22 protein-coding genes and 1 riboswitch are annotated in these 25,693 nt (G+C 30.9%); of the genes, 16 read left to right on the top strand and 6 right to left on the bottom strand.

The window, feature by feature from the left end:
* The first annotated feature begins 174 nt into the window (after positions 1 to 174).
* Positions 175 to 1,122, top strand: coding sequence for a hypothetical protein (locus tag CLRAG_RS05115; protein WP_065077412.1), 948 nt, complete (start codon positions 175 to 177; stop codon positions 1,120 to 1,122).
* Between the two features lie 11 nt (positions 1,123 to 1,133).
* Here the strand turns inward: CLRAG_RS05115 and gltX are convergent, their stop codons facing one another.
* Positions 1,134 to 2,576: a glutamate--tRNA ligase gene (gltX, locus tag CLRAG_RS05110; protein WP_065077411.1), complete on the bottom strand. Its 1,443-nt coding sequence runs from the start codon at positions 2,574 to 2,576 to the stop codon at positions 1,134 to 1,136.
* Positions 2,577 to 2,936: 360 nt separating this feature from the next.
* On the opposite strand from gltX, the gene gap reads away from it, so the two are divergent.
* A complete protein-coding gene (gap, locus tag CLRAG_RS05105) occupies positions 2,937 to 3,992 on the top strand; it encodes a type I glyceraldehyde-3-phosphate dehydrogenase (RefSeq protein ID WP_065077410.1) in 1,056 nt (351 codons plus the stop codon).
* Between the two features lie 373 nt (positions 3,993 to 4,365).
* Here gap and CLRAG_RS05100 read toward each other — a convergent pair whose 3' ends face one another.
* On the bottom strand, positions 4,366 to 5,607 hold the full coding sequence (locus CLRAG_RS05100) for a D-alanyl-D-alanine carboxypeptidase family protein (RefSeq protein WP_065077409.1): 1,242 nt from the start codon (positions 5,605 to 5,607) through the stop codon (positions 4,366 to 4,368).
* Between the two features lie 137 nt (positions 5,608 to 5,744).
* Between CLRAG_RS05100 and CLRAG_RS05095 the strand changes: the two genes are divergently transcribed.
* Positions 5,745 to 6,353: an NUDIX hydrolase gene (locus CLRAG_RS05095; RefSeq protein WP_065077408.1), complete on the top strand. Its 609-nt coding sequence runs from the start codon at positions 5,745 to 5,747 to the stop codon at positions 6,351 to 6,353.
* Positions 6,354 to 6,473: 120 nt separating this feature from the next.
* Here CLRAG_RS05095 and CLRAG_RS05090 read toward each other — a convergent pair whose 3' ends face one another.
* Positions 6,474 to 7,955: a nicotinate phosphoribosyltransferase gene (locus CLRAG_RS05090; RefSeq protein WP_065077407.1), complete on the bottom strand. Its 1,482-nt coding sequence runs from the start codon at positions 7,953 to 7,955 to the stop codon at positions 6,474 to 6,476.
* A 144-nt stretch (positions 7,956 to 8,099) separates the two neighbouring features.
* The gene (locus tag CLRAG_RS05085) at positions 8,100 to 8,702 is read right to left on the bottom strand and encodes a thiamine phosphate synthase (protein ID WP_065077406.1); all 603 of its coding nucleotides are present in this window, start codon (positions 8,700 to 8,702) and stop codon (positions 8,100 to 8,102) included.
* 91 nt (positions 8,703 to 8,793) lie between these two features.
* Positions 8,794 to 8,893: riboswitch (TPP riboswitch) on the bottom strand.
* 254 nt (positions 8,894 to 9,147) lie between these two features.
* Between CLRAG_RS05085 and CLRAG_RS05080 the strand changes: the two genes are divergently transcribed.
* Positions 9,148 to 9,525, top strand: a complete 378-nt coding sequence (locus tag CLRAG_RS05080; protein WP_063555868.1) for a response regulator — start codon at positions 9,148 to 9,150, stop codon at positions 9,523 to 9,525.
* Between the two features lie 289 nt (positions 9,526 to 9,814).
* Here CLRAG_RS05080 and CLRAG_RS05075 read toward each other — a convergent pair whose 3' ends face one another.
* Positions 9,815 to 11,815: a methyl-accepting chemotaxis protein gene (locus tag CLRAG_RS05075; RefSeq protein WP_065077405.1), complete on the bottom strand. Its 2,001-nt coding sequence runs from the start codon at positions 11,813 to 11,815 to the stop codon at positions 9,815 to 9,817.
* Positions 11,816 to 12,085: 270 nt separating this feature from the next.
* Between CLRAG_RS05075 and CLRAG_RS05070 the strand changes: the two genes are divergently transcribed.
* From CLRAG_RS05070 to def, 10 genes are all read left to right on the top strand, one after another.
* Positions 12,086 to 12,457 (top strand): BlaI/MecI/CopY family transcriptional regulator, encoded by a 372-nt coding sequence (locus CLRAG_RS05070; protein WP_065077404.1) that lies wholly within the window; start codon positions 12,086 to 12,088, stop codon positions 12,455 to 12,457.
* A gap of 6 nt (positions 12,458 to 12,463) precedes the next feature.
* Positions 12,464 to 13,951 (top strand): M56 family metallopeptidase, encoded by a 1,488-nt coding sequence (locus CLRAG_RS05065; protein ID WP_065077403.1) that lies wholly within the window; start codon positions 12,464 to 12,466, stop codon positions 13,949 to 13,951.
* 403 nt (positions 13,952 to 14,354) lie between these two features.
* The gene (locus CLRAG_RS05060; RefSeq protein ID WP_065077402.1) at positions 14,355 to 15,503 is read left to right on the top strand and encodes a S8 family peptidase; all 1,149 of its coding nucleotides are present in this window, start codon (positions 14,355 to 14,357) and stop codon (positions 15,501 to 15,503) included.
* Positions 15,504 to 15,655: 152 nt separating this feature from the next.
* Positions 15,656 to 16,219 (top strand): sigma-70 family RNA polymerase sigma factor, encoded by a 564-nt coding sequence (locus CLRAG_RS05055; protein WP_065077401.1) that lies wholly within the window; start codon positions 15,656 to 15,658, stop codon positions 16,217 to 16,219.
* Positions 16,213 to 17,676, top strand: coding sequence for a DUF4179 domain-containing protein (locus CLRAG_RS05050; protein WP_420808091.1), 1,464 nt, complete (start codon positions 16,213 to 16,215; stop codon positions 17,674 to 17,676). Before CLRAG_RS05055 ends, CLRAG_RS05050 begins: the two co-directional genes overlap by 7 nt.
* Positions 17,677 to 17,947: 271 nt before the next feature.
* Positions 17,948 to 18,739 carry an IclR family transcriptional regulator gene (locus CLRAG_RS05045; protein WP_065077399.1) on the top strand — a complete coding sequence of 264 codons (792 nt, stop codon included), beginning with the start codon at positions 17,948 to 17,950 and terminating at the stop codon, positions 18,737 to 18,739.
* Between the two features lie 307 nt (positions 18,740 to 19,046).
* On the top strand, positions 19,047 to 19,691 hold the full coding sequence (locus CLRAG_RS05040; RefSeq protein ID WP_065077398.1) for a bifunctional 2-keto-4-hydroxyglutarate aldolase/2-keto-3-deoxy-6-phosphogluconate aldolase: 645 nt from the start codon (positions 19,047 to 19,049) through the stop codon (positions 19,689 to 19,691).
* Positions 19,692 to 19,850: 159 nt separating this feature from the next.
* Entirely contained in the window at positions 19,851 to 21,149 is a 1,299-nt protein-coding gene (locus tag CLRAG_RS05035) for an MFS transporter (protein ID WP_065077397.1), read from the top strand.
* Positions 21,149 to 21,724 carry a P-loop nucleotide/nucleoside kinase family protein gene (locus CLRAG_RS05030; RefSeq protein WP_065077396.1) on the top strand — a complete coding sequence of 192 codons (576 nt, stop codon included), beginning with the start codon at positions 21,149 to 21,151 and terminating at the stop codon, positions 21,722 to 21,724. Before CLRAG_RS05035 ends, CLRAG_RS05030 begins: the two co-directional genes overlap by 1 nt.
* Before the next feature lie 225 nt (positions 21,725 to 21,949).
* Complete coding sequence (gene def / locus CLRAG_RS05025; RefSeq protein WP_065077395.1) at positions 21,950 to 22,402, top strand: peptide deformylase; 453 nt, start codon at positions 21,950 to 21,952, stop codon at positions 22,400 to 22,402.
* Between the two features lie 191 nt (positions 22,403 to 22,593).
* Here the strand turns inward: def and CLRAG_RS20450 are convergent, their stop codons facing one another.
* On the bottom strand, positions 22,594 to 22,767 hold the full coding sequence (locus tag CLRAG_RS20450; RefSeq protein ID WP_154104940.1) for a hypothetical protein: 174 nt from the start codon (positions 22,765 to 22,767) through the stop codon (positions 22,594 to 22,596).
* Between the two features lie 504 nt (positions 22,768 to 23,271).
* Between CLRAG_RS20450 and amrA the strand changes: the two genes are divergently transcribed.
* Positions 23,272 to 24,672 (top strand): AmmeMemoRadiSam system protein A, encoded by a 1,401-nt coding sequence (gene amrA, locus CLRAG_RS05020; RefSeq protein ID WP_065077394.1) that lies wholly within the window; start codon positions 23,272 to 23,274, stop codon positions 24,670 to 24,672.
* Between the two features lie 29 nt (positions 24,673 to 24,701).
* Complete coding sequence (gene amrS / locus CLRAG_RS05015) at positions 24,702 to 25,688, top strand: AmmeMemoRadiSam system radical SAM enzyme (RefSeq protein ID WP_065077393.1); 987 nt, start codon at positions 24,702 to 24,704, stop codon at positions 25,686 to 25,688.
* Positions 25,689 to 25,693: the final 5 nt, after the last annotated feature.

Below are 25,693 nucleotides of genomic sequence, written 5' to 3'. Positions count from 1 at the left end.
AAAGAAATAACTAGTCAGTATGCTAGGATATTTGACTTGTTATTTTCTTTCAAATGCCTTAAGCTATAGAATAAATATGTAAAAATAAAAATTAAATCTGCAACTTAAATTAAAGCCTTCATATTCTAATACTATAGGATTACCCTATAGCCTTAGTTATGGAGGTGTTTTAAATTGTCCAAAAGAAATAATGCAGATGATTTAATGCAATTAGCTTTATATATGGTGCCAAAGTATATGAAAAGAATACAAAAATATAATAAGATGTATGCTGATTCTGATAATGAAAAAGAGTACTATGAGCAGGAATATGCTGACAATAAAGAAATATTTGATTTTATACAGAAAAATATTATAGAAAAAAATATAGATCTATTAAAAAGTGAATCAGGAGATAAGACTAAAAATGTTATTGAGAAAGACAAAAATGTAAAAGAGGGAAATGAGAAAAAAGAGGAAAAAGATAAGAAAGAAGAAAAAGATAAATCAGAGGAAAAAAAGAATGATGATAAAAAGCAAGCATCAAAAAAACATAGCTCCCATGGAAAAGATAAAAATTTAAAAAAGTTGGATGGAAAAATTAAAAAGGATGGCAGTATAATGTTTAAAAATAAATGTTTTTTAAACTGTAATTCAGGAGTAATGGATTTGCTGAATAAATTAGGCAATGAAAAATTAGACTTGTATGTTAAAAATGATACAAGTGATATTTTTAAACAGGTAAATGTAGTGCATTCAGATGGGGAACTTGTTAGATTTAATGGTGAAGATTCTGATATTGTAGTACCTATAAAAAATATAGTAGGATTATATTCTACTAAGCTGTCCTCTATGGAAAAGCTATCAGAGGAAGAAAACTATAAAATTAGCTGTCCTCTTGAAAAAACTATGAGAGAGTATTTTAGTTCTTTAAAGGGAAAAGTTATAGAGCTTTGTACAAAGGGTGAAGAAAGCTTTAAGCATTTAAAAAATAAGACTGTTACAAATGTAGGTAAAGGATTTGTTATAGTAGATAATAACACAATGGTAACATTTTACAATATACTATTTGTAAGAGAATTAAAGAAAGCACATGGGATGCCAGAGCAGAAAACTGATAATAAAAACGTACCTAAAGTATAGGTACGTTTTTATTATTGAGCATTTTTTAACTTTTCAATACCAATTTCTGTTCTCCTTATAGATTCTTCTTTGCCGATAATATCGGCTATTTCAAAAGCGCCACCAGGGGTAGATTTTTTACCGGAAAGGCCAATTCGTACAGGCCACAGTACTACTCCGTTTTTAACATCCATTTCGGATATTAAGTCCATGCAGCATTTTTCTATATTTTCAAAAGTCCAGGGTGATAGTTCTTTAAACTTTGGAAGAATTTTTTCAAGTACTGTAAGTGAGCTTTCCAAATTTGATTTCATTCTTTTGTGAACATATATGTCTTCAGTGTATTCTGGAAGCTTCTCAAAGAAATCTAGAAAGTCTGGTATCTCGCTTAATACCTCAACTCTTGTTTGGAGTAAACTACTTATCTTTAAAAAATCTAAGTCCTTTGAAATTACTTTCTTATAATAAGGAAGGGCAAGAGAATTGAACTCTTCTAAAGGTAGTTTCTTTATATATTCTCCATTCATCCACTTGAGTTTTACATTATCAAATATGGCAGGTGATTTATTGATATTTCTATAGTCAAATTCTTTTACAAGTTCTTCTAAATTGAAAATTTCCTGTTCACTCCTTGGGTTCCATCCTAAAAGTGCTATATAATTAAGCACAGCTTCTTTTAAATAACCTTTTTCTATCAAGTCCTCAAAAGATGCATCACCGTTTCTTTTGCTGAGTTTATTATGTTCATCTTTCATTATTGGGGGACAGTGAACGTATATTGGAATTTCCCATCCGAAAGCTTCATATAATCTATTGTATTTAGGAGCAGAAGAAAGATACTCACTTCCTCTTACTACATGAGTTATTCCCATAAGATGATCGTCTATTACGTTTGCAAAATTATAAGTAGGATATCCATCTGATTTTATAAGTATCATGTCATCTAATTCAGAATTGTCCACAGATATGTTACCATAAATTTCATCGTTAAATGAAGTAACACCTACTTCAGGGTTGTTTTGTCTTATAACATAGGGAATTCCTGATGCTAAGTTTTTTTCTATCTCTTCTTTTGAGAGGTGTAAGCAGTGTTTATCATATTTATAAGTATCTGAATTATTTCTGAGTGAGTCTAGTCTTTCCTTTGTACAGAAGCAGTAGTATGCTTCACCTTTTTCTATAAGTTCTTTTGCATATTTTAAATAAACATCCATTCTTTGACTTTGTACGTAAGGACCAACAGGACCTCCTATATCAGGTCCTTCATCATGTTTAAGACCTGTAGCTTTTAAAGTATCGTAAATTATATCTAGAGCGCCTTCTACAAACCTTTCTTGATCTGTATCTTCAATTCGGAGTATGAAATCTCCACCTGCATGTTTTGCAATTAAATATGTATACAGCGCAGTTCTTAAGTTCCCAACGTGCATATATCCTGTTGGACTTGGCGCAAATCTCGTTCTAACTTTAGCCATTTTTTTCACTCCCATTATTTTAAAGTAAAAACCTTTCATCTATTTTAGACGAAAGGCTGTAAGTTTTCTACTACCCTTAAATAATATAATAATAGAGATTTTGTGTCAAGCAGGTTTATTATGAACTTATTTGTAAAATAGAGAAAATGCATATTAAATGTAGATAATATTAATATATGAAAGGAAAATAAGTATATCATAATAAATGGGCAGGAAAATAAATTTGACATATATGCTATCTATTGATATAAATAATATAGCACATATATTATTTATACAGCATATATTTAAAAATATAAAGATAAATGTTATGTAATAATAAAGTAAAAGTACATAAATTTTTTATAGGGGGAAAAGATAATGTCCATAAAAGTTGGAATTAATGGTTTTGGAAGAATAGGAAGGTTGGTTTTGAGAATTGCCCAAGAAAGACTGAAGGACAATATTGAAATTGTAGCAATTAACGCAAGAGCAGATAACGAAACTCTGGCACATCTTCTAAAATACGACTCCTGCTACGGAAGATTTAATGGAAATGTAAAGGCAGCAGAAGATTCAATTATTGTAAATGGTTCTAAAATAAAAGTGTTTAGGGAAAATGATCCTGAAAATTTACCTTGGGGTAAATTGGATGTAGATATAGTTATAGAATCCACAGGGAAGTTTAAAGATAGAGAAAGTTTATACAAGCATATAAAAGCTGGAGCAAAAAAGGTTATAATTACAGCTCCTGCAAAGGACGAAGATATAACTATAGTTATGGGAGTAAATCAAGAAAAATTTGATGTTGAATCTCACAATATTATTTCAAATGCATCCTGTACGACTAATTGTTTAGCACCTTTTGCTAAAGTATTAGATAACAATTTTGGAATTATAAGAGGCCTTATGACTACCGTTCACTCTTATACAAATGACCAACAATTACTTGACAAAACTCACAAGGATTTGAGAAGAGCTAGAGCTGCAGGAGAATCTATAATTCCAACTACTACTGGAGCAGCTAAGGCAGTGGCAAAAGTATTGCCTAATTTAAAAGGAAAATTAAGTGGTTTTGCACTTAGAATACCTACACCTACAGTTTCCATTACAGACTTGGTCTGTGAACTTTCGAAATCTGTTACGGTAGAAGAAGTAAATGAAGCTTTTAAAAGAGCTTCTGAGGGATCTATGAAAGGAATACTGGGATATTCTGAAGAACCATTGGTATCTATAGATTATAAAGGAGACGACAGGTCTTCTATAGTAGATGGTCTTTCAACTATGGTATTAAAGGATAATATGATTAAAGTAGTATCTTGGTATGATAATGAATGGGCTTATTCTTGTAGAACTGTAGATCTGGCAAATTATGTTGCAGGTGAAATGGAGAAGGCTAGTGAAAAACCTATGGATATGGTTGCAGAAGGAGTTTAAAATATCAATTAAGTTGAAATCCAATAAAAAAATTGTTCCTATGAAATTTCATAGGAACAATTTTTTATCTTAAATTAGCTTGGTTAGTTTTTTACATAAGGCATTTGAAAGAAAATAACAAGTCAAAGGTGCGACGAATATTTTTTATCCGATGACTAACCCGCTCTAATACTCACACTTTCCCAAGTGTGAGTAAAGAGCGGCTATGTCCCTGGATAATAATTTCTAAGCATCATGTGCCAAGAACTTTGTTTATCAGACAAGGAGGCAGGTTCCGCAGATAGTGAATCCTATCTAAGGGTTCTACCGACGCAGTATGATAAAAAATAGGCTAGCATACTGACTAGTTATTTCTTTGAAAATGCCTAAACTATTATAAATAACGACGCCTTTTATTACGTCTTCTCTTTATACGTGCCAGGATAAAAATAAATATCAATGCCAATATAAAAATTGCAGCGTAAAAGGAAATAACATTTTTATCTAAGGTCTGTTTTGGCAGATCTGAATAAATATTATAATCCTTGGAGAACTCACGTTGGCTTACAGTAAGTGTTCCCAGGGGAACTTCACCTTTTAGAGCTTCCACAGAAGTATTTTTAATGCTTATCGTTTCTTTCAAGTCTTTTTTATTCAAATCATTATCATAATATGTTACATCATCTTTAATTTTAATAGGTACTTCTAAGCTTTTTTTAATACCTATAAAAGAAATAGGATTGTAGCTAACTTCTTTTCTTCCTATTATAGAATCCTTTTTATGTAAAACAACAGGTTGTTTTGAATAACTCCAATTTATTATTTTTTCCATATCATTAAATACATAACTGTCTGCAGGATCATAAACTGAACCCATTACGACTCCTACCATTTCTTTTCCGTTTCTGCTATAAACTGCAACTAGACATCTTCCAGCTGGATCGGTATATCCAGTTTTACCTGCAATGCAACCATCTTTGCCTAAAAGTTTATTTGTGTTTTTAATGGGAAAAGCAAGTCCTTTTGTAGTTTTTATAGTATTTGCAGGTCTCTCCATAGCCTTTTGTATACGTGGAATTTTAAAGGCTTGTCTTGCTATAACACTCATATCGTAGGGTGTAGTATAGTGATTTGGATTATGGAGACCATTTGGTGTTACAAAGTGAGTGTTTTTTAAATTTAGTTTTTTTACTTCTTCATTCATCTTGTCAGAAAACGTAGGTGCATCCTTAGATACATTTTCTGCTATGACGTATGCTAAGTCATTGGCAGAATACATTAAAAGCCCATCCATTACATCTTCAGCAGACATGGTATCACCTACATCTATAGCGTGTAGATCTCTATTTAAAGAGGATGGTGGTTGAGCTTTAGCATCAGCTGTGTATGTTAGCATATCCCCTGGTTTTTTATTTTTTTCAAGAAGAATAGCTGTTAAAAGTTTTGTAGTGCTAGCAGGGTACATTTTAATATCTGCATTCTTTTCATATATTATTTCATTTGTCTGCATGTCCACTGTTATGGCTGCTTTACCGTATATTTCAGGTAGAGCAGTTGAATTATCAGCAAGTACATTAAAAGATAAACAAAATATGAAAATAAATGTAAGTAATAAACTAGTATTTTTACATTTCAAAGTACATCACTCCACTTATTTAATATTTATGTATATGTTTTATTAAAAACATTATATAATTAATCATGACATTTTAAAGTATAACATTATAAAATTCATTTTACAATTGAGGATTATTTGATTTTAGGAGGTAAACAATGATAGATAAAATAAATGATATATTTAAATCTAGAAAAGCAAATATGATTGGACATTATAATAAAAATTCAGTGATGATTCCCTTATGCAGCAGGGATGGAGAATTAAATTTGTTATTTGAAGTAAGGTCTTTAAATTTAAAACATCAGCCTGGTGATGTATGTTTGCCTGGAGGAAAAATGGAAAAGGGGGAGGCTCCAAAAGATACAGCTATTAGAGAGACTATGGAAGAGCTGAATTTAAATAGGAAGGATATAGAATTTATAGGAGATATGGATTACATTGTTACTCCCTATAATTTTGTAATGTATCCTTTTGTATGCAAGTTAAATAGGGAAGATATAAGTCCAAGTAAGGAGGAAGTAGATCATGTATTTACGGTACCTCTAAATTTTTTTATGGATAAAGAACCTGTATTACATGAAATTGAGATAGTTCCACACCCAAAAGATGACTTTCCCTATAATCTGATAATAGGTGGAGAAAACTACAAATTTAGGAGGGGGAAAATGCCAACATATTTTTATACATATAAAGATTATACTATATGGGGGTTTACGGCATTAATAATAAAGAAATTTACGAATATAATTAAAAATGAGATATAACTTATTAACAGTATTCTTAATGTTTTTAGCATTTAGAAAGCATTGTCTAGAGGCTTCAGCCATAGAACAGAGGAACAGGTAATAAGTTTATTACCTGTTCCTCTACAAATTGTATTGATATTATTCTACATAAGTTGAAGAATATTTACTGAGAAGTTGATGTTTTAAATCCCAAAGTTTTTCAGATAAATCTACATAGTAGTGATGAGGATTTTCAAATCTCAGCACTTCAGGCCATAATCTGGACAATTCTTCTTTTGCTCTATCTCTTATGTCTAGCACATCAGGGCAGGTGTATACAAGTTTCCCCTTATCAAATATTTTTACTCTTAAATCTTTTATATAATAATCTCTTATTTTTTTTCTTTTCCACGTAAAAACTGGATCAAATATTTCTATAGGCTCATCCTTATTTATTTCTTCATCTTCTAAAGTTATTAAATCTGCCATTGCTTTATTTCCTTTTTTACTATAAATTCTATATACTTTTTTAAATCCAGGGTTAGTTATTTTCTCTTCATTTTCACTTATTTTTATTTTAGGTATTATTTTACCTTCCTTATCCTCTATGGCAGATAGCTTATATACTCCACCAAATACTGGTTCTGATCTTGCAGTTATGAGTCTCTCTCCTACACCAAAAGAATCAATGCAGGCACCTTCTCTAAGTACATCAGTTATGATAAATTCATCTAATGAGTTTGAAATAACTATGTTAACATCTTCAAGATCGGCCCTATCAAGTATTTTTCTACATTCTTTTGTTAAGTAAGTTATGTCTCCACTATCAATTCTTACTCCCTTAGGTTTATGACCATTTGGAATTAAAATTTCTTTGAAAACCTTTATAGCATTGGGGAGACCAGATTTCAGTACATTGTATGTATCAATAAGTAGTACACAATTATCAGGATATACTTCAGCCCAGGCCTTAAAAGATTCATATTCTGATGGGAAAAGTTGTATCCAACTATGGGCCATTGTACCAACTGCAGGCATACCGAACATTTGCTCAGATATAGTACAAGCAGTGGAATTACATCCACCTATAACCGCAGCCCTAGCACCATATATAGCTGCATCAGGAGCTTGAGCACGCCTAGAACCAAATTCCATTACAGGTCTAGTGCCTGCTGCTCTACAAATCCTACTTGCTTTTGTTGCAATTAGGGTCTGGTGATTTATAGTTAGAAGTATCATGGTTTCAACAAACTGAGCTTGAATAGCGGGACCTCTTACAGTTATTAGCGGTTCATTTGGAAATATAGGAGTTCCTTCGGGTACTGCCCATACATCACAGCAAAATCTAAAATCTTTTAGGTAATTTAAAAAGTCTTCTGAAAATTGTTCCTTATCCCTGAGATACTCTATATCTTCATCTGTAAAACTTAAATTTGACAGGTATTCTATAACTTGTTGAACACCTGCCATTATGCAATAACCACCTTCATCTGGAATCTTTCTGAAAAACATATCAAAATAGGCTATTCTATTACCCATATTGGTTTTCAAATACCCGTTACCCATAGTAAATTCATAGAAATCTACTAGCATTGTGAGGTTTCTTTCGTTTCTCACATTAAAGTTCTTTGTGCTTTCCATAATGAAAATCTCCTCTTATCTATGTTTTGATTATGATAAAAAAATATACATATGTATACATTGTAATACTTAAATTAACATATTACAAGGTTGTACATTTATGGAATTCTGAACTTTATTGAAGAATGTAAGTCATGGATACCTTCATCTTTTAAAATGTTTTTTTAGATTATAAGTTGTAGTAAAAGGGTCATCTGAAGTCATTACAAGAGACATTACAGCTGCACCACGAACTTTGGTTCCTAATACTATATCTATATTGGTCTCAGTTATTCCACCTATTGCAATAACTGGAATTGAAACGTTATTTAGGATTTCTTTTAAAAATGAAATACCCCTGCCTTTTAGTCCTTTTTTACAGTCTGTTTCAAAAATATGTCCTGCAAGGAGATAATCTGCACCTTTTTTTTGTGCATTTATAGCTTCCAAAGTATTGTGTACAGATACGCCTACAGTACATTTTAATTTAAAATTGCTATTCATATAATTTTGATAACTTGTGTGAAATCCTTTGGCATTTACTTTTAAGGCTGTTTCTATATTGCTGTTTATTATTAAGGGTATATTGTTAGGTCCTGTAATTTTTTCTATTTCCTCAGCAATTGGAACTAATTGCCTGTAAGTAAGATCTTTTTCACGCAAGATTATGGCATCTGCACCACCTAATATGGAACCCTTTAGTATATCAATCATGTTCTTATTTTTTACAAGCTTTCTGTTTGTTACTACATATAATTTTTTGTTCATAGTATCATGGACTCCCAATTTTTCATTTTCTGGATAAATTTGTTTTTAAAAATAAAAAAGAGTGTTTATATTGTAAACACTCCTTGAAATATATCTTTATTAATTTGCCTCCCTACGGTAGTGTTAACTACATCAAGTTCAAAGGGTCAGGTTTTACCTTCTCAACCAAACTGGTACCCCCGCAACAATTTATTAATTTATAGGTATATAATACTACTTAGTTTTATATATGTAAATGATTTAGAATATTGTTTGTAATAAAATGGCATAAACTATAGAAAATTATTTTAATATTTTGTATAATTAAAATATGAATTTGTGATTATTTGTATGCTTAGGTAACTTTATGGTTGATTTACAAAATTAATGGGAGTGTTACAGATGGTAGCGATCGGATAAAAAGTATTAAATTAGATAAACTTTATGAGGGGAGTTTTAAAGAATTATGGGTAAAAAAAATATATTAATAATTGATGATTCTTTAAGTGTGAGACAATTTATAAGAAAAATTCTAGAGGAAGCAAATTATAAAGTATATGAAGCAGGGGATGGTGAAGAAGGAATTAAAGTATTTAAAGAAAGCGGTAATATTGATCTAGTAATCACGGATATATATATGCCTAAAAAAAGCGGAATAGAAGTTCTTATAGAATTAAAAAAAGAGTATAAAGATTTAAAAATAATTATTCTTTCGGATGGAGGGGAAAAAGACTTTTCAGATGAAAATGGAATATGTGAAGATCTTGGAGCCACTTACTTTTTTAAAAAGAATTGGGTAAAGGATGAACTTATAGAATTAGTAAATAGGATATTTATCAAGTGATTTTTATGAAGCAACTTTTTTAGTTAATAGTTAAGAGTGAAGAATTAATAGTTAATGTGGATTTTTTTCCGTTACACTACAAAAAATCTTTAATTAAATTTTTTAAGGCTCGTTTTGCTAAAGCAAAACATTACTAATCACTGACTTGTATAAATTTAGAGATTTTTTGCAATAGCTAAAAATCATCCTTCACTATTAATTCTTCATTATTAATTCTTAATTTGTGAGAGTTGAGTAATTAATTTAAGATTAAGCTACTATATAAGATATAGCAGCTTAATTTTGTCAATTAGTTAATTTTAAATTTATTTATTTCAGCTGCTAATTGTTCTGCCAATATTTGAAGATTACTTGAATGTTTTGTAAGTTCTTCCATAGTGGCTGATATCTCTTCTGTTGAAGCTGTAGTTTCTTGTGAAGCTGCAGCTGTTTCCTGTGATATAGATGAAATATTATCAATTTCAGATATTGTAGATTGTTTTTTCTCATTTATATCGGAAATAGATGTTTTTACCTCATCAACTTTAGCAATCATTGATTCAATTGATTTTAGAATTACTTTAAATATTTTATGAGTTTGATCTACGGCTAAATATTGGTCATCTACTGCATTTTCAGCGGATTTAATAGCACTTACTGCTGTCTCTGATTTATTTTGTATACTTTCTATAATTTTCTTTATCTCATTGGTTGAATTTTGAGATTCTTCAGCGAGTATCCTTATCTCTTCTGCTACTACTGCAAATCCTTTGCCAGCTTCGCCTGCACGTGCAGATTCTATACTTGCATTTAATGCTAAAAGATTAGTTTGGTCTGTTATTTCAGATATTGTTTCAGATATACTATTTATCTGTTTAGCACTTTCGTTCATGTCACGAACTATATCATTGACAGAGGTAGTAACTGTTTTAGCTTTATTTGATTTTTCAGTTAAAGTATCTACTACAGAGAGTCCTTTTGTACCTAATCTTTTAGTGGCATTTGAAATCTTATCCATTTCATCAGAAGTAATACTAACTTCTTTTAACCTATTTGATAAATCCTCCATTTCAGAAGCGCCATTTTGAGCACCTTTAGCTTGTTCGGTTGCACCTAAGGAAACTTCTTCAACAGCTTTTGCTACTTCGCCTACAGAAGCGGTTACTTCTTCAGACATACTTGCAAGACTTGTTGACGTTTCTAGAACTGTTTTAGATGATTTTAGAACATTATTCATGAGCTTGGATATATTTTTCATCATTAAGTTAAATGATTCAGCCAAATCTTTAAATTCATCCTTTGTGGAAGCAGTTATACACACCGTTAAATCTCCATTTGAGGCTTTGGAAAATACTTCCTTCAATTTTTTGATATTATTAGATATTCCTTTGCTTAAAAACAATGAAAGAAATATTGCAATTATTCCCATTATTATTATTATTAAAAAAGTTGTAACTAGTATAGAGTTTGTATCCTTGGTGAGTTCACTTTTATCTAAAGCCGCCACTAGCTTCCAATCTGTTAATTTATTTGTCTGATATACCGCAAATTTACTGGTACCATTATAGGTATAATTAACAAATCCACTGTTTCCTGATTTTGCTTTATCCCAAAAAGATAGCTTAGTGGCTGCATTTGTATTGATAAGTTCTTTTTGGGGATGTGCTAAGGTATTACCTGATGCATCAGAAACAAACACATATCCTGTAGTACCCACTTTCTTTGTAGATATTCTTTCTGTAAGTGTAGCTAGAGAACAATCCAATCCAATAACACCAACTATTTGACCATTTTTTTCTACTGTTTGTACAACTCCAACAAGAGTTTTACCAGTTACAGCGTCTTTATAAGGAGGAGTTATTACCACTTTACCCCTATTTGTTAAAGCTTGTTTATACCAGGGCCTTGTAGTTGGATCATATCCTTCAGGCATTGTTGAAATAGGATATATAGTAAACTTTTTGGAGGCAGTTCCGTAATATACATCAAATATGTCCTTATCGCTTTCTTTTATACCTTTTAGCATATCTGATATCATTGGAGTATTATTGTCTGTATCAATATTTATAATACCGGGATTATTTGCAGTAAGATCAATTATATCTGAAAATCCATTAAAGTAATTAGTTAATCCGCTGTCTATTTCTGTGAGAGTTTGAGTACTTGTAAGCATTAACTTATTTGTGAGAATTGACTTTGATTGCATATAGGAACCAAGGCCTCCTATAGCTAGTGGAATTACACAAATTGCTACTAAGCTAATAATTAATTTAGTTCTAATACTGTTTAGTTTGAAATCCTTAAAAGTCATTTTAATCCCCCTTTATTATTTTATACCAATCACTTAAAAATTTAGTGCTAACTCTAGTTAATATGTAATATAATAAAATAATAAAGTACATATTAACAAAAATCAACATAATTTAATAAATTTTTTAAATAAAAATAATTTAGAAAATATAGAAAAATGATACTATCTTAAGATAGGCACTATATAAAATACTATTGATAATTATTGAAAAAGGGGATATGATATATATCATAGATTACAAACGTAATTATACTTTCAGGAGGAGTTATCATGACGAATATACCAAAAATATCTGAATCAGAGTGGGAAGTAATGAAAGTCATATGGGACAAAAATCCATGTTCAGCAAATGAAATAGTAAAGAAGTTGGAAGATAGTACAAGTTGGAAACCTAAGACAGTTAAATCACTTATAAGCAGACTCTTAAAGAAAAATGTGATTGGATTTAATGAAGAAGGTAGAACTTATTATTATTATCCTCTATTTGATGAAAAAGAATGTGCAAGGCAGGAAAGTAGTTCTTTTATTAAAAGAGTATACAATGGTGCTGCTAAAAATATGTTATTGAATTTTATAGAAGACAATAAATTGACAGAAGAGGATTTAGACGATTTAAAAAAAATATTAAATGATAGGGATTAGGAGCTTATGTTTAAATTTATTATTTTATATAAATGGGTGTTATATTTATCACTTCTAGCTAGTTTTTTAATAATATTTTTTCTAGCTGCTAAAAAAGTTTTAAAACAGAGATTGAGAATAGAAGTTCAATATATTATTGGAATTCTGATTTTGGTAAGACTTATTGTGCCGGCTTTACCTAAGAGTTCACTTAGCATATTCAACATAATTCCGTTTTACTTTAATAGACCGCCTGTTACATCGGCAATAGATAAATTTGATTATGATCAGTATCTTACTGAGAGTGTAAGTGAGGAAAGTGTAGGTAGTGCTAAAGGTGATACTGATTATGCTTACTTAAATCCAAGTATTATTAGGGATACATTTAACATACCCGAATCATATATGCAAGTCACATTTGAAATATGGTATGCAGGTTTTATTTTAGGCATGATTTATATACTTATATCATATGTGACATGTTTGAGAAAAGTAAGTAAATATGAATCAATAAGGGATAAAAGAATTATTGATATTTTGCAAAAGTGCAAAAACAATATGAATATAAAGAAGAATATAAATGTTGTACAAGGCATAGATATAAAAAGTCCAGCAATTTTTGGCATAATCGCACCTAAGATATTGATGCCTTTAACTGTGATTAAAGATATGAATGACAATGATATTAAAAATATATTTTTACATGAACTTTCGCACTATAAGAAAAAAGATATTTTAGTAAATTATGTTATCAGAATAACTAGAGTAATTTATTGGTTTAATCCCATTATATGGTATTTCGCAAATGAAATGAAAAAGGATATGGAATTATCCTGTGATTCTATAGCTCTTAATTATATAGAATCTGAGAAGACCAAGGAATATGGATATACTATGATAGACCTCATAAAATACTCAAAGTTTGTTAAAAAATCTAGAGTAAGTATGGCAGTTGGCATATCTGTAGATGCTAAATATATGGCCAAAAGAATTAGCATGATAAAGAAGTTTGAAAGAATTTCACCTAAGGCTATTATAAGCTCTATAATTGTATTCTGCTTTTGTATATTAATTATGCTTACTGAAGCAAAAATAAACAATGTATTTTCACAAGATGCGTTAAATAGACAGATAACGTCCAAATATGTAGTAGATGAACTTGGAATAAATAGAATAGAGGATAACACAAGTTATCCTTATGAATGTGATCCTGAGGCTTTGGGAAACTGGAAATCTGTAGATATTGTTGATAATATATCTGATTTCAAAAAAGATAAGAGACAGTGGAAGGATAACATGTATATAAAAGAAATTAAATTTTTTAATGGAGGTACTACAGATAAAAGCTGGTTAACGTGGACAAAAGGAATTGCAATCAATAAAAGTGATAAACTTTCTAGTGAATATGTAATAAAAAATATAGATGGAGAAAGTTATATGTTTTTTAGGTGGAAAAATGGCGACTATGCTTTTGGTTGTAGAAAACCAGTTTACTATGTTTTGAAAAAGGTTTAAATATAGAGTTTGCAGCTTGAAAGTTAAATTATACAAATCATATAATGACAAATTTCATCATCATAAAAACTTTTAATAAGCCTAAAGCTTGGTATTTTGAAAACCTAAAGGAACTTAGATAAACTCGTACCTCAGACATATCTGAGTTTCTAAGGTTTTCTAAAATACCAAGCTAAGACTTATTTATAAAAGTTTTTAAGTATGATTTCAACTTTGTCATTATATTTCATGTATAAGTTTAAATTTCAATTAGAAACGCTATATAGATATTGTAACTTGAAAATAATCCTGCATATAAATTCATTCTTAAGTTAGAAGGTCTACAAAATTTAATGAGTGGGGAAATTACATAATTAAAAACCCAAGAATAAAAAATTAATTATGGATAGAAGGAGAATGAAAGATGAAGAAAAAAATTTTAATCATTACGATTACAATCGTAATTCTATTTGCAATTGGAGGGGGCATTTTTGTAAAAAATGTTATGGAAGAAGGTGACCCTAAAAATTGGGGAATAAATCCTTCAAAAATTTCAGACATAGTAACAGACAGGGTTTTGCAAAAATGCAACTCAGATCTTGAGAGAATATATGGATTTCAAGATAAAGATATGTCTAAAAAGGATTTGTCACAGGTCTCTTTAGATGCTATTTCAAATATAAGCTTTGATAAGTCTACAAAGTGGCCCGAAAAAAACAAACTTCCAGGTGGATATGATCCTAATAAGTGGTTCGATACTGGTAAAGATCCAGGACTCAATTTAAGTAAAATTCATGAAAAGGGAATTACAGGTAAAGGAATTAGTGTAGCAGTTATAGATAAGCCAATAAGGTCAACTCACGATGAATTTAAGGGCAAGATGAATTATTATAAAGTTGGTGATCATCAAACAAGTCCTCATTTTCATGGACTAGCTTGTGCCTCTATTTTAGCAGGTAAAACTTGTGGAGTAGCAAGTGGATCAAAATTATATTACTTTGCAACTCCAGATTCAAAAGATAGACAGGAATATTATATGGAGGCTATAGATAAAATTATTGATGTCAATAAATCACTTTCCAAAAATGAAAAAATACGAATTGTATCCATATCAGATGGTGTAAGTAAACGGGCCAAATACTATGATAAATGGCAGCAAACTATAAAAAGAGCAAATTCTAGTGGCCTTACGGTAGTATATTCTAACTTACTTTATGATAGAAAATTTACATGGGGAGGATGTAATCCTTCAAAGGATAGAAATAATCCCCTAAATTATGAACTTAGTAAATACTTAAATGAAAGAAAAGTAAGTAAGTCCAATATAATTGTCCCAGGAGATTTTAGAACTACTGCTGGTAATAGTTCTGATAATACTTATGTTTACTGGGGCGAAGGAGGATTTAGCTGGGCCATTCCTTATGTTACAGGACTTGCAGCTTTAGCATGGCAGGTGAATCCAAATTTAACGTTTGATCAAATATTAGATAAGCTTATAGAAACAAAGACTACTACATCAGAAGGTAGATATATAATTAATCCAGAAAAATTTATAAATTCTATAGCTAAATAAATTGTATTAAAAGATGATTTCTATATTTATAGAAATCATTTTTTTAAGTTATAATAGTTCTTAAATTCAGCATAAATTTAAGAAAAATTGATGTCAGAAAATATATTGTATCTTCGTATTAATATGTGAGAAGCTTCTTAAGGAGGAAAAATGTGAAGATAGATGAAAATAATTTTATAGAACACATAAAAAAGAAAAATCCAAAAGCTATTGAATTTGTAGTGGATAAATATAGTAATTTGGTATTTAAAGTAGTGCGCACAGTGTTGAATTCTAAGTTTGAAGCACAGCATTCGGAAGAATGTGTAAATGATGTGTTTTGGGCTGTGTGGAACAATATTGAAAGCTTTGACAGCGAAAAGGGAAACTTTAAATATTGGATTACTGCTATAGCAAAGTATAAATCCATAGATTGTAAAAGAAAACTTTTTAGCAAAGGTACAGATAAAAGTATAGATGATTACAGACTTGAGGATGAACTTAATGTAGAAAATGAATTGATATCAAGGGAAAATAAGGAGGAACTTTTAAAGGCTTTAGATATTATGAAACCTCAGGACAAGGAGATATTTGTGAGAAGGTATTTTCTATATGAAGGAATAGAAAACATAGCAAAGAGCTTTGGAGTTGATAGGAGCTTAATTGACAAGAGACTTTCAAGGGGACGTAAATTTTTGAAAGAAAAACTTATAGTCTTGAAGGGAGAAATATTATGAATATGAATGATTTTAATATGGAAGAAAAAGATATATATAAATTGTTTAACGATGTAAAGATTGAAGAAAGCGAGTTTGATCCTATGGATGAAGAAGTTACTGATATAGAAAAGCAGAAGATAAACAAAAATTTAAAGAAAAGAATAAAAGGTCAGAGAAAATTTAAAGCATTAAAATATTCTTCTATAGCAGCAGCATTAGGTTTGATATGTACTATAGGTATAGGTACTATTTCTCCAGCCTTTGCAGAAAATATTCCAATTTTAAATTCTATAACACAAAAACTAAATGATGAATTTGGTTCTCATGGATCTTATGCTGAGTATTCTCAAATTGTAAATAAACCTGTTACGAGCAATGGGATAACTCTTACTATAAATGAAGTAATAGCAGATGATTCAAAGCTTGTGATAGGCTATACGATAAAAAGTAATAAAAAGATTGAAAATTTAGAAACATTTAGTTTGAGTATGTTTTTGAAAGTTGATGGAAAAACATCTGGTTCTACTGGAAGTTCTGCAGGAAATTATATTGATGATTGCACCTATGTTAAAAGTGAAGAAATTCATACTGACTTATTAAAGAAGGCTTCAAATAAGATCAATATAACTTTAAATGTAGATGAAATATCAAATATAAAAGGAAAGTGGAATTTTGCCTTTAGTGCATCCAAGGACCAGTTAGTTAAAAATAGTGTTGTATTTAAACCGAACATTAAGCTGGATTTTCCAAATAGCATTGCAAAGGTAGATAAGATTGTTTTTTCTCCTATAGATACTTCTATCTTTGTAAGTGGAAATTATAAAGATAAGGAAAAGGTTAAAAAGAATATGGAGGTAAATCATGATGATAGCTTAATGGATTATGATTATTGGGCTGCTTATGATGACAAGGGAGTTGAACTTATACCTAAAGGAATAGGTGGTGGAAGCGGTGATTCTAATACAGGAATATTCAATATTGAAATGCAGTATAACAAACTTAGTAAGATCCCAAAATATTTAACTATTGTTCCATGTAAAATTACTCCTTCAGGTGGGGGTGGTGTGAGTATGGATAAGAATGGCAAAGAAGTACATTACACTGTTAAAGCTAAAAAGCCGGTAGAAATAAGTAAGACAATTGATGGAGTGTATCCTATAGAACTTTCTCAAGGTAAAATGGGAAAGATTACAATAGAAAGTATAGAAACGGATAAGGATGGTACTACAGTTAAATACAGAGTAGATGGTAAAGCACCATACTTTCAGGCACAAGATCTTTGGATAAAAGATTCTAGTGGAAAAGAAGTTGATTACAAAAGCTATGATATAAGAAAAGACGACAGCAAGCCAAATGAATTTGTAAGGCAATTTAAGAAACTCGGCCCAAACAAGAAATATACTATATTTACTAATGATTTTAGCAACGTGGAGTTCAGAGAGGACTTGAAATTTACAATTAATTTAAGTAAATAATATAAAAATTCCAGGTGATTTAATTAAATTATCTGGAATTTTTATATTTATAAGTCATAAAGTTTTTCTTTAACCAAGTAGTTTATCCAAAGGCTATTGTTTGTTGGGTCAGTTAAGTTAAACCTACAATTTATAAAAAAATATGACTATTTTTAAAAAAAAGAGACTTTGAAAAAGATATTGACAAGTCATGAAAAAGTGTTTATAGTACAATTGTAGTGTTTGTGAACGCGGTTCACACATGCGAACAATAATTAACTAAGGTGATAGTATGTCTAATTATAAAGAAAATAAATCAGCAGCACGAGTAGTAGATATATTGGTACTATTGGCTCATAGTGGGAAGACTTTAACATTAAATGAAATTTGTAGTAGTAAGGATTGGCCTAAAAGCAGTACCTTTGAATTGGTTCAAACTCTAGTAGGTAAAGGTATTCTTGAAATGGATGACAAGAGACTTAAAACCTATAGATTAAGTTTACTAGCATTTGAAATAGGAAGTGCATATCTTTCAAATTTAGGTGTTACTGATGTAGCAAGAGCATATATCCAAGAACTTAATAAAAAGACAGGTAGTACAGTATTTCTAGGAATAGAAGATAATGGAGATATTGTATATCTTGATAAAGCTGAGAATCACTCTATTATGAAACCTACAGCAAAATTGGGATCAAGGCGCCTTATATATACAACAGGGGTTGGTAAAGCATTACTTGCTGCATATACTGATGATAAAATTGTAGAAATACTTCAGAAGAAACCTTTGTTAGGCAAAACTAAATTTTCACATACGTCAGTAGATGAGATACTAAGAGATATGCATGAAATAAAAAAACGTGGATATTCAATAGATGACCGTGAAGACAACATAGAGATGTATTGTATGGGTGCTGCAATTTATGATCAGTTTGGCAAAGCAGTTGCTTCTATAAGTGTTGCAAGCTTATACAATTCAATGAATGATGAAAAAAAGCTATTTGTTTCTAATGCAGTAACAGATACTGCTATGCAGATTTCTAAAAGGCTTGGTTATATGGGCAATAAATTATACATGGACAAATAAGATTATGCCATGTGTATAAATTTATTTTAATAAACAGAGTTCTTGGTTTCAGGTGGAGTTTTTTTTCTCCATCTGAAACTTAGAAATCGTTATCTAGGGGCGTAGCAGCCGTTATGCACAGCATAAGAACTCTAAATCGCTGAAGCTCAAGAGTTCTAATATTCCCCACTTTATGAGAAAAGCAGATATCCCAAATCTTTGATTTGGAGATAGTCGCTTTCGCTGTGTGCGAGGGGGTATTACGGCTGGTAGCCATCGGATAAAATGTTATGGAGTACTTAATTTATTAAAAAGGAGGAGTTTTTAGATGTGGGAAAAACTAGAAAGCTTAAAAAAGATTGAAGAAACTGGAATTCTTTTGATGATTCGTTTAGATAGTGAAGATGAAGCTATGAATGTAGCTGAAGCAGCTATAAAGGGTGGAATTTTGGCACTAGAAATTACTATGAGTGTACCGAATGCACTTGGAATTGTTAAAAAACTATCTGAAAAATATAAAGAAGAGGGACTTGTTATTGGAGTAGGAACTGTTCTTGATGCAGAAACCGCACGGGCAGCTATTCTTGCAGGTGCAAATATGCTTGTAAGTCCTAATTTAAATCCTGAAATGATTAAGATGGGAAAACGCTATCAAACAGTTATTATTAGTGGTGCATTTACACCAACGGAAATTGTGAATACCATAGAAGCAGGTGCAGATATTGTAAAATTATTTCCAACTGACTTCATTGGCCCAGCTTATGTTAAAACAGTTAAAGGTCCATTGGTTCAAGCAGCTATTATGCCAAGCGGCGGAGTAACCCTAGAAAATGCCGGAGAATGGCTTCAAGCAGGGGCAACATGCCTTGGAGTTGGCAGTGGTATAACTAAAGCAGCTCAAAAAGATGGCGATTACACAAAAGTAACTAAAGCAGCTGAACTATTTTTAAAAGTAGTTAAAGAAAGCCGCTAAAGTAATTAAAAATTCAATTTGTCTCGTATTGCATGGACACCTTTGCAAAGGCATTTGACGGTGTAACTTTGCAAAAGTAAGTGCAGTACCTGAAATCACACATAAAGAACGATTGCAAATTATGAAAACGGTTAATTAAGTATGATTGGAGGATTAATAATGAAACAAGAAGAAAACATGTCTAATACACAATCTATGGATAATTCTAAAAGTAAATTAAACATTCGCTGGGCTTTTGTCATTTTACTACTAATTGGGGCAATTGTCAATTATTTAGATAGGGCAAATCTTAGTGTTGCCAATACAACTATTGCAAGGGAATTTCATTTATCATCAACTCAAATGGGGCTTTTGTTATCTGCATTTTTATGGCCCTATGCTATTGCAAATTTGCCATCTGGATGGTTAGTAGATAAATTTGGACCTAAGAAGATGTTTTCATTTGCATCAGGATTTTGGTCTACAGCAACTATTATATGTTCTTTTATAAGTTCATATCCACTATTTTATTTAATGCGTATGATTTTGGGAGTAGCTGAGTCACCATTTTTTACAGCTGGACTTAAAGTAAATCAGAGGTGGTTTTCAGATGAAGAAAGGGGATTGCCGGTTGCAATTATAAATACAGGCTCACAAATTTCTAATGCAATTGCTCCACCAATTTTAACACTTTTGCTAGTTGCTTTTGGATGGAGAAGTATGTTTGTTATAATAGGTGTACTTGGTATTTTGGTTCTGTTAGTATGGCAAAAACTATATAGAGATCCTACATCTGAAGAAACAATTGCAATAAAAGGTTCTCTAGAAGCTGCTCAAGAGGTTAGAAAATCAGGGAAACAAGCTTCATGGGGAGAATTATTTAAACATAGAAACACATGGTTTATGATAATAGGAAATTTCGGAATAATGTTTACTATATGGGTATACCTAACATGGCTTCCATCTTATTTACAAAAGGAGCGAGGTTTTAGTTTAACTCAAAGTGGTTTTATAGCTTCCCTTCCATATATATGTGGTATTATAGGGGTACTTTTAGGTGGAACTATATCAGATTATTTAATTAAAAAAGGTGTTCAGGCTATAACTTCACGTAAATTTCCTATAGTTGGAGGAGCACTTATTGCAGCAATATCTACAGCTCCACTTCCATTTATAAAGAGTACTAGTGTAATTATTGTACTTCTTTGTGTTGGATACTTTGCATCACAATTGCCTTCAGGAGTTATATGGACTCTTGCAGCTGATGTTGCACCAAGTAATCAAGTTGCATCGCTAGGAGCAATCCAAAATTTTGGTGGATTTTTAGGAGCGGCGATAGCACCAATAGCAACAGGAATTATACTTGACAAAACAGGAACTATAGGCGGCGTATTCTTAATAGGGGCAGGACTCCTTATCCTTGGAGCTATTTCATATGGAATATTCTTAAAGCCAGTAAATAGGGGAGGCGCAAATTAATGACTCCGAGAGTTGTATTTTTAGTTGGACCTGCTGGTTCCGGAAAATCAACAGTTGGAAAACTTATTGCATCACATTTTCAATTTGCATATTTAGATAAAGATGTAGTGTGTAATAAATTTACGGGTAAATTGCTAGAAACTCAAGGAATTTCTCCTAATGCTCGTGATGGTTGTGAATTTTATCAAAAGCGGATTATGCCGATAGAATACGAGACTTTGCTTCAAATAGCGGCAGACAATATAAAAAGTGGTATATCAGTAGTATTGGATGCTCCATTTGTAGGATATTTTACAGATGAAAACTATATAAATAAGTTGAAAGAAAAATATAGCCTTGAAAACTATGTTCCCTTGGTTTTAAGAGTAGCAGTATCAGCTGAAGTATTACTTAAGAGAATTAGAGAGCGTAATTTTAAAAGGGATGAGTGGAAACTTAAAAACTGGGATATTTTTATAGATAGTTTAAAATCCAAACAGTGTCTATGGAAAAACGTTAAGATAAAGGAATTTGATAATAGTAACGAAGAGATTGACACAAATAATTTATTTAAAATAATAGAAGAAAATTGTTAATAGTGTTTTATTAACAAAGTTAGAAATGGGTATAGAATTTTTTGAAAAACAAATCTATACCCATTATTTTATTATCTAGTTATCCTAAAATGTATCAAGTTTAAAATTCTTACGGTATGTGTAAAAATTTACCTTATTTAATTATAGATGGTGAAGTATTGTTTATTGACAAAAAAAATTGCATAATATATAGTGAAAAAATATTTTGTGACGGAGGTTTTTGAAATGGCATTAAGAAATATACGTACTTTAGGTGATGAAATATTGAGGAAGAAGTGCCGGGCTGTAGAAAAAGTTGACGATAGAATTTTAACTTTACTTAAGGATATGGTAGATACGCTGCATAACACAGAAAATGGCGCAGCAATAGCAGCACCACAAGTTGGTGTCCTAAGAAGGGCAGTTGTTATAGATATGGGTGAAGGTATAATATGCCTAGTAAATCCAGAAATAATTGAAGAAGAAGGAAGCCAGGAAGTTATAGAAGGATGTTTAAGTATTCCTAATAAGTGGGGAAAGTTAATTAGACCTGCAAAGGTAAAAGTAAAAGCATTAAATGAAAAAGGTGAGGAATTTACAATAACAGGAGAAGGAGATTTAGCTAAGTGTTTATGTCATGAAATAGAACATTTAGATGGAATACTCTTTATAGATAAAGTAACAGAATTTATAGAATAAGGATAATATTTATTTATGTGAGTCTGCTGTAAGGCAGACTTATTTTTTTACCTGTAAAACCTAAGCCATATATGTACAAAAAATCACAGTAATTGATTGCAATTATGCATCTTATAAATTTGAAAAGACATGAAAGTGGCTTCTCCAACTTTATTTGGAGAAACCACTTTTGTTATTTTTAAGTGTACAAGTTAATATCTGCTGTGGGTGTCTTTTCCACAAACTTGGTAACCTTTTTCACTGCTGTAAATCTTCCACTGTGTTTTTGCACCAAAGTCATTGTTATTTATATTTATAGGCTCTTCATCATTTTTTGATTTTTCTACCTTTTTATTATCAATTTTATCTTCTAGTTTTTTTGTCATAGAAAACACCTCCTTTTATAGTTTTACTCCAAGATGTTTTTTTATGATATGTATCTTAAGGTTCTATTTCCATAAGATTATATTATAATGTATAGAATTTCTAAACGAAAAATGAAATTATACTTCGGATATTTTTTACAACCTTCAGCTCGTTAAATATTTTGATAAGGCTAAGAAAAAAATTTAAAAAAATACTGAGAACTTTTGAAAACTCGTGCCTCAAACAATTGAAAAGTTCTAGATTTTTTAAAAATTTTTTTCTAAGTCTTATATACAAAATATTTAAAAGAGCTTCATTGTTGTAAAAATATGCCTGCAAATAAGTTCATTTTTAAGTTAAAAAATCCACATACTGTAAATTGATTATAAATAATTAAAAGAAGATGTTATAATTAACTAAATAGTAAAGATAATCTAAAATAAAGAGATCTGCTAGATTATATTTTAGATAAAAATAGCAGATAATAAACGTAAAATATTAAATTATTAAAGTAAGGTGATATTATGGGAAAAATATATGGATTTTATACAATGCCGCATCCGCCCATTGCAGTTCCTGAAATAGGACGCGGTCAGGAGGCAAAAATAAAAAGTACATTAGATGCCTGTTATAAAGTTGGGGAAGATATAGCATCTATAAAACCAGATACAATAATAATAATTACTCCCCACGGCCCAATGTTTAGTGATGCAATTGCAGTGTCTTATGAGAATAATATACATGGTGATTTAGGAAAATTTGGGGTTCCTGAGGTAAGTCAGAGTTCAAATATAAATCTGCCTTTAACAGAAAAGATAATAGAATATTCAAAAGAACAAAATATTTTAATAGGAAAGATAACAACAAGGTCTGCCCAGGAATATGGGATGGAATATGAATTAGATCATGGTGCCTTAGTGCCATTGTACTTTGTAAATAAAAAGTATCCAAATTACAAGCTAGTTCATATAACTTATGGAATGCTTTCTAAAATGGAACTCTATAAATTTGGAATGTGTATTAAAAAAGCTGTAAATGAGGTCAATACCAAAGCAGTATTCATTGCAAGTGGAGATTTATCTCATAGGCTTATAAAAGATGGACCTTATGAATACAGCCCTTATGGGGAAAAGTTTGATAGGGAAATAACGTCATTACTTGAAAAAGGCGATGTTTTCAAAATATTTAACATGGATAAAGAAATTGTAAGTGAAGCAGGAGAATGCGGACTTAGATCTTACTATATAATGTTAGGAGCTATGGATGGATGTGACATCAAAGGTAAAATTCTCTCTTATGAAGGACCCTTTGGTGTTGGATATGGTGTAATGAGCTTTTCACTTAAAGATGATGGTAGGGACACTTATAGTAAATTAATAGAAGAGAGACAGAAAATAATTGCAGTAAAAAGAAAAACTGAAGATCCTTATGTAAGGCTTGCTCGTGAAAGTTTAACTTCTTATTTGGTTTATCATAAATATTTAGAAAATCCTGATTATATAACTGACGAAATGAAAAATAGTAAAAGGGGAGTTTTTGTATCAATGAAGAAGGAAGGCCAACTGAGGGGATGTATTGGAACTATTTTTCCAACAACAAAGAATACAGCTGAAGAAATTATCAAAAATGCCGTTTCATCAGGAATAAATGATCCTAGGTTTATGCCAGTTAGAAAAGATGAACTTGAAGATATAGATTTTTCCGTAGATGTGCTTACAAAGCCAGAAGAAGCTTCAAAAGGGGAACTTGACCCTGAAAAATATGGTGTAATAGTTCAAAAAGGTTCTAGATGTGGTCTCTTACTTCCAGATTTGGAAGGAGTTGATACTGTAGATAAGCAGCTTCAAATTGCACTTGAAAAGGGAAACATATCTCCTAATGAAGACTATACTATTGAAAAGTTTGAGGTTATAAGGCATAAGTAAAGTTTTTGAGTATTGGAGGAAGATAACTTTTGTTACACGAAGGACTGTTTTATCAAAAACAGAATGATAGGGTAAAATGTATGTTATGTCCCCATAACTGCATTATAGGTGATAAAAAGCAGGGAAGATGTTCTGTTAGAATTAATGAAAATGGTGTACTTCAATCTACAAATTATGGTGAAATAACATCTATGGCAGTTGATCCAGTAGAAAAAAAACCTCTTTATCATTTTAAACCTGGCAGAAACATTCTGTCCGTAGGAAGTTTTGGATGCAATTTTTCATGCAGTTTTTGTCAAAATTATGCCATAGCCCAGTATAGACCTAAAAGTGAGTATGCATCTCCTGAAAAATTAATAGAAGCATGCTTGGATATAAAAGATAATATTGGTATAGCTTTTACTTATAATGAGCCCAGCATATGGTATGAATATGTATATGAAACCTCGAAAAAGCTGAAAGAAAGTCATCCGGAATTTAGTGTAGTACTTGTTACAAATGGATATATTGAAGTGGAGCCACTTCAAAAACTTTTACCCTATGTAGATGCCATGAATATAGACTTAAAGGCATTTAATCCAAAATACTATGAAAAAGTATGTGGAGGAGATGTTGAATCCGTACTTAAAATTATAAGTGAATCAGCCAAGAAGACTCATGTAGAGGTAACCACGCTGCTTGTAAATGATCTAAATGATTCTGCTTCGGAGGTGGAAAGTATTGCTTCCTATCTTGGAAATTTAGATAGAGACATTCCACTTCATCTGTCAAGATATTTTCCAACTTATAAGATGGATAGACCAGCTACAGATATAGATGTAATGGTAGAATCAAAAAAAATTGCAAAAAAATATTTAAATTACGTCTACCTTGGAAATGTTCAAGGTGTTGACAGTTATACATATTGTCCTAAGTGCGGAGAACTTTTAGTAGAGAGAGCGGGATATTTCACTGAGGTTCGTATGGATAGCAATAAATGCCCTAAGTGTGGATACCCTATAAATATAGTATTTTAAAATTT

This window comes from Clostridium ragsdalei P11 (genome assembly GCF_001675165.1).
GTDB classification, from domain to species: domain Bacteria; phylum Bacillota; class Clostridia; order Clostridiales; family Clostridiaceae; genus Clostridium_B; species Clostridium_B ragsdalei.
The sequence above is the reverse complement of the archived record's forward strand: the minus strand, read 5'-3'. Positions and strand labels throughout refer to the sequence as shown.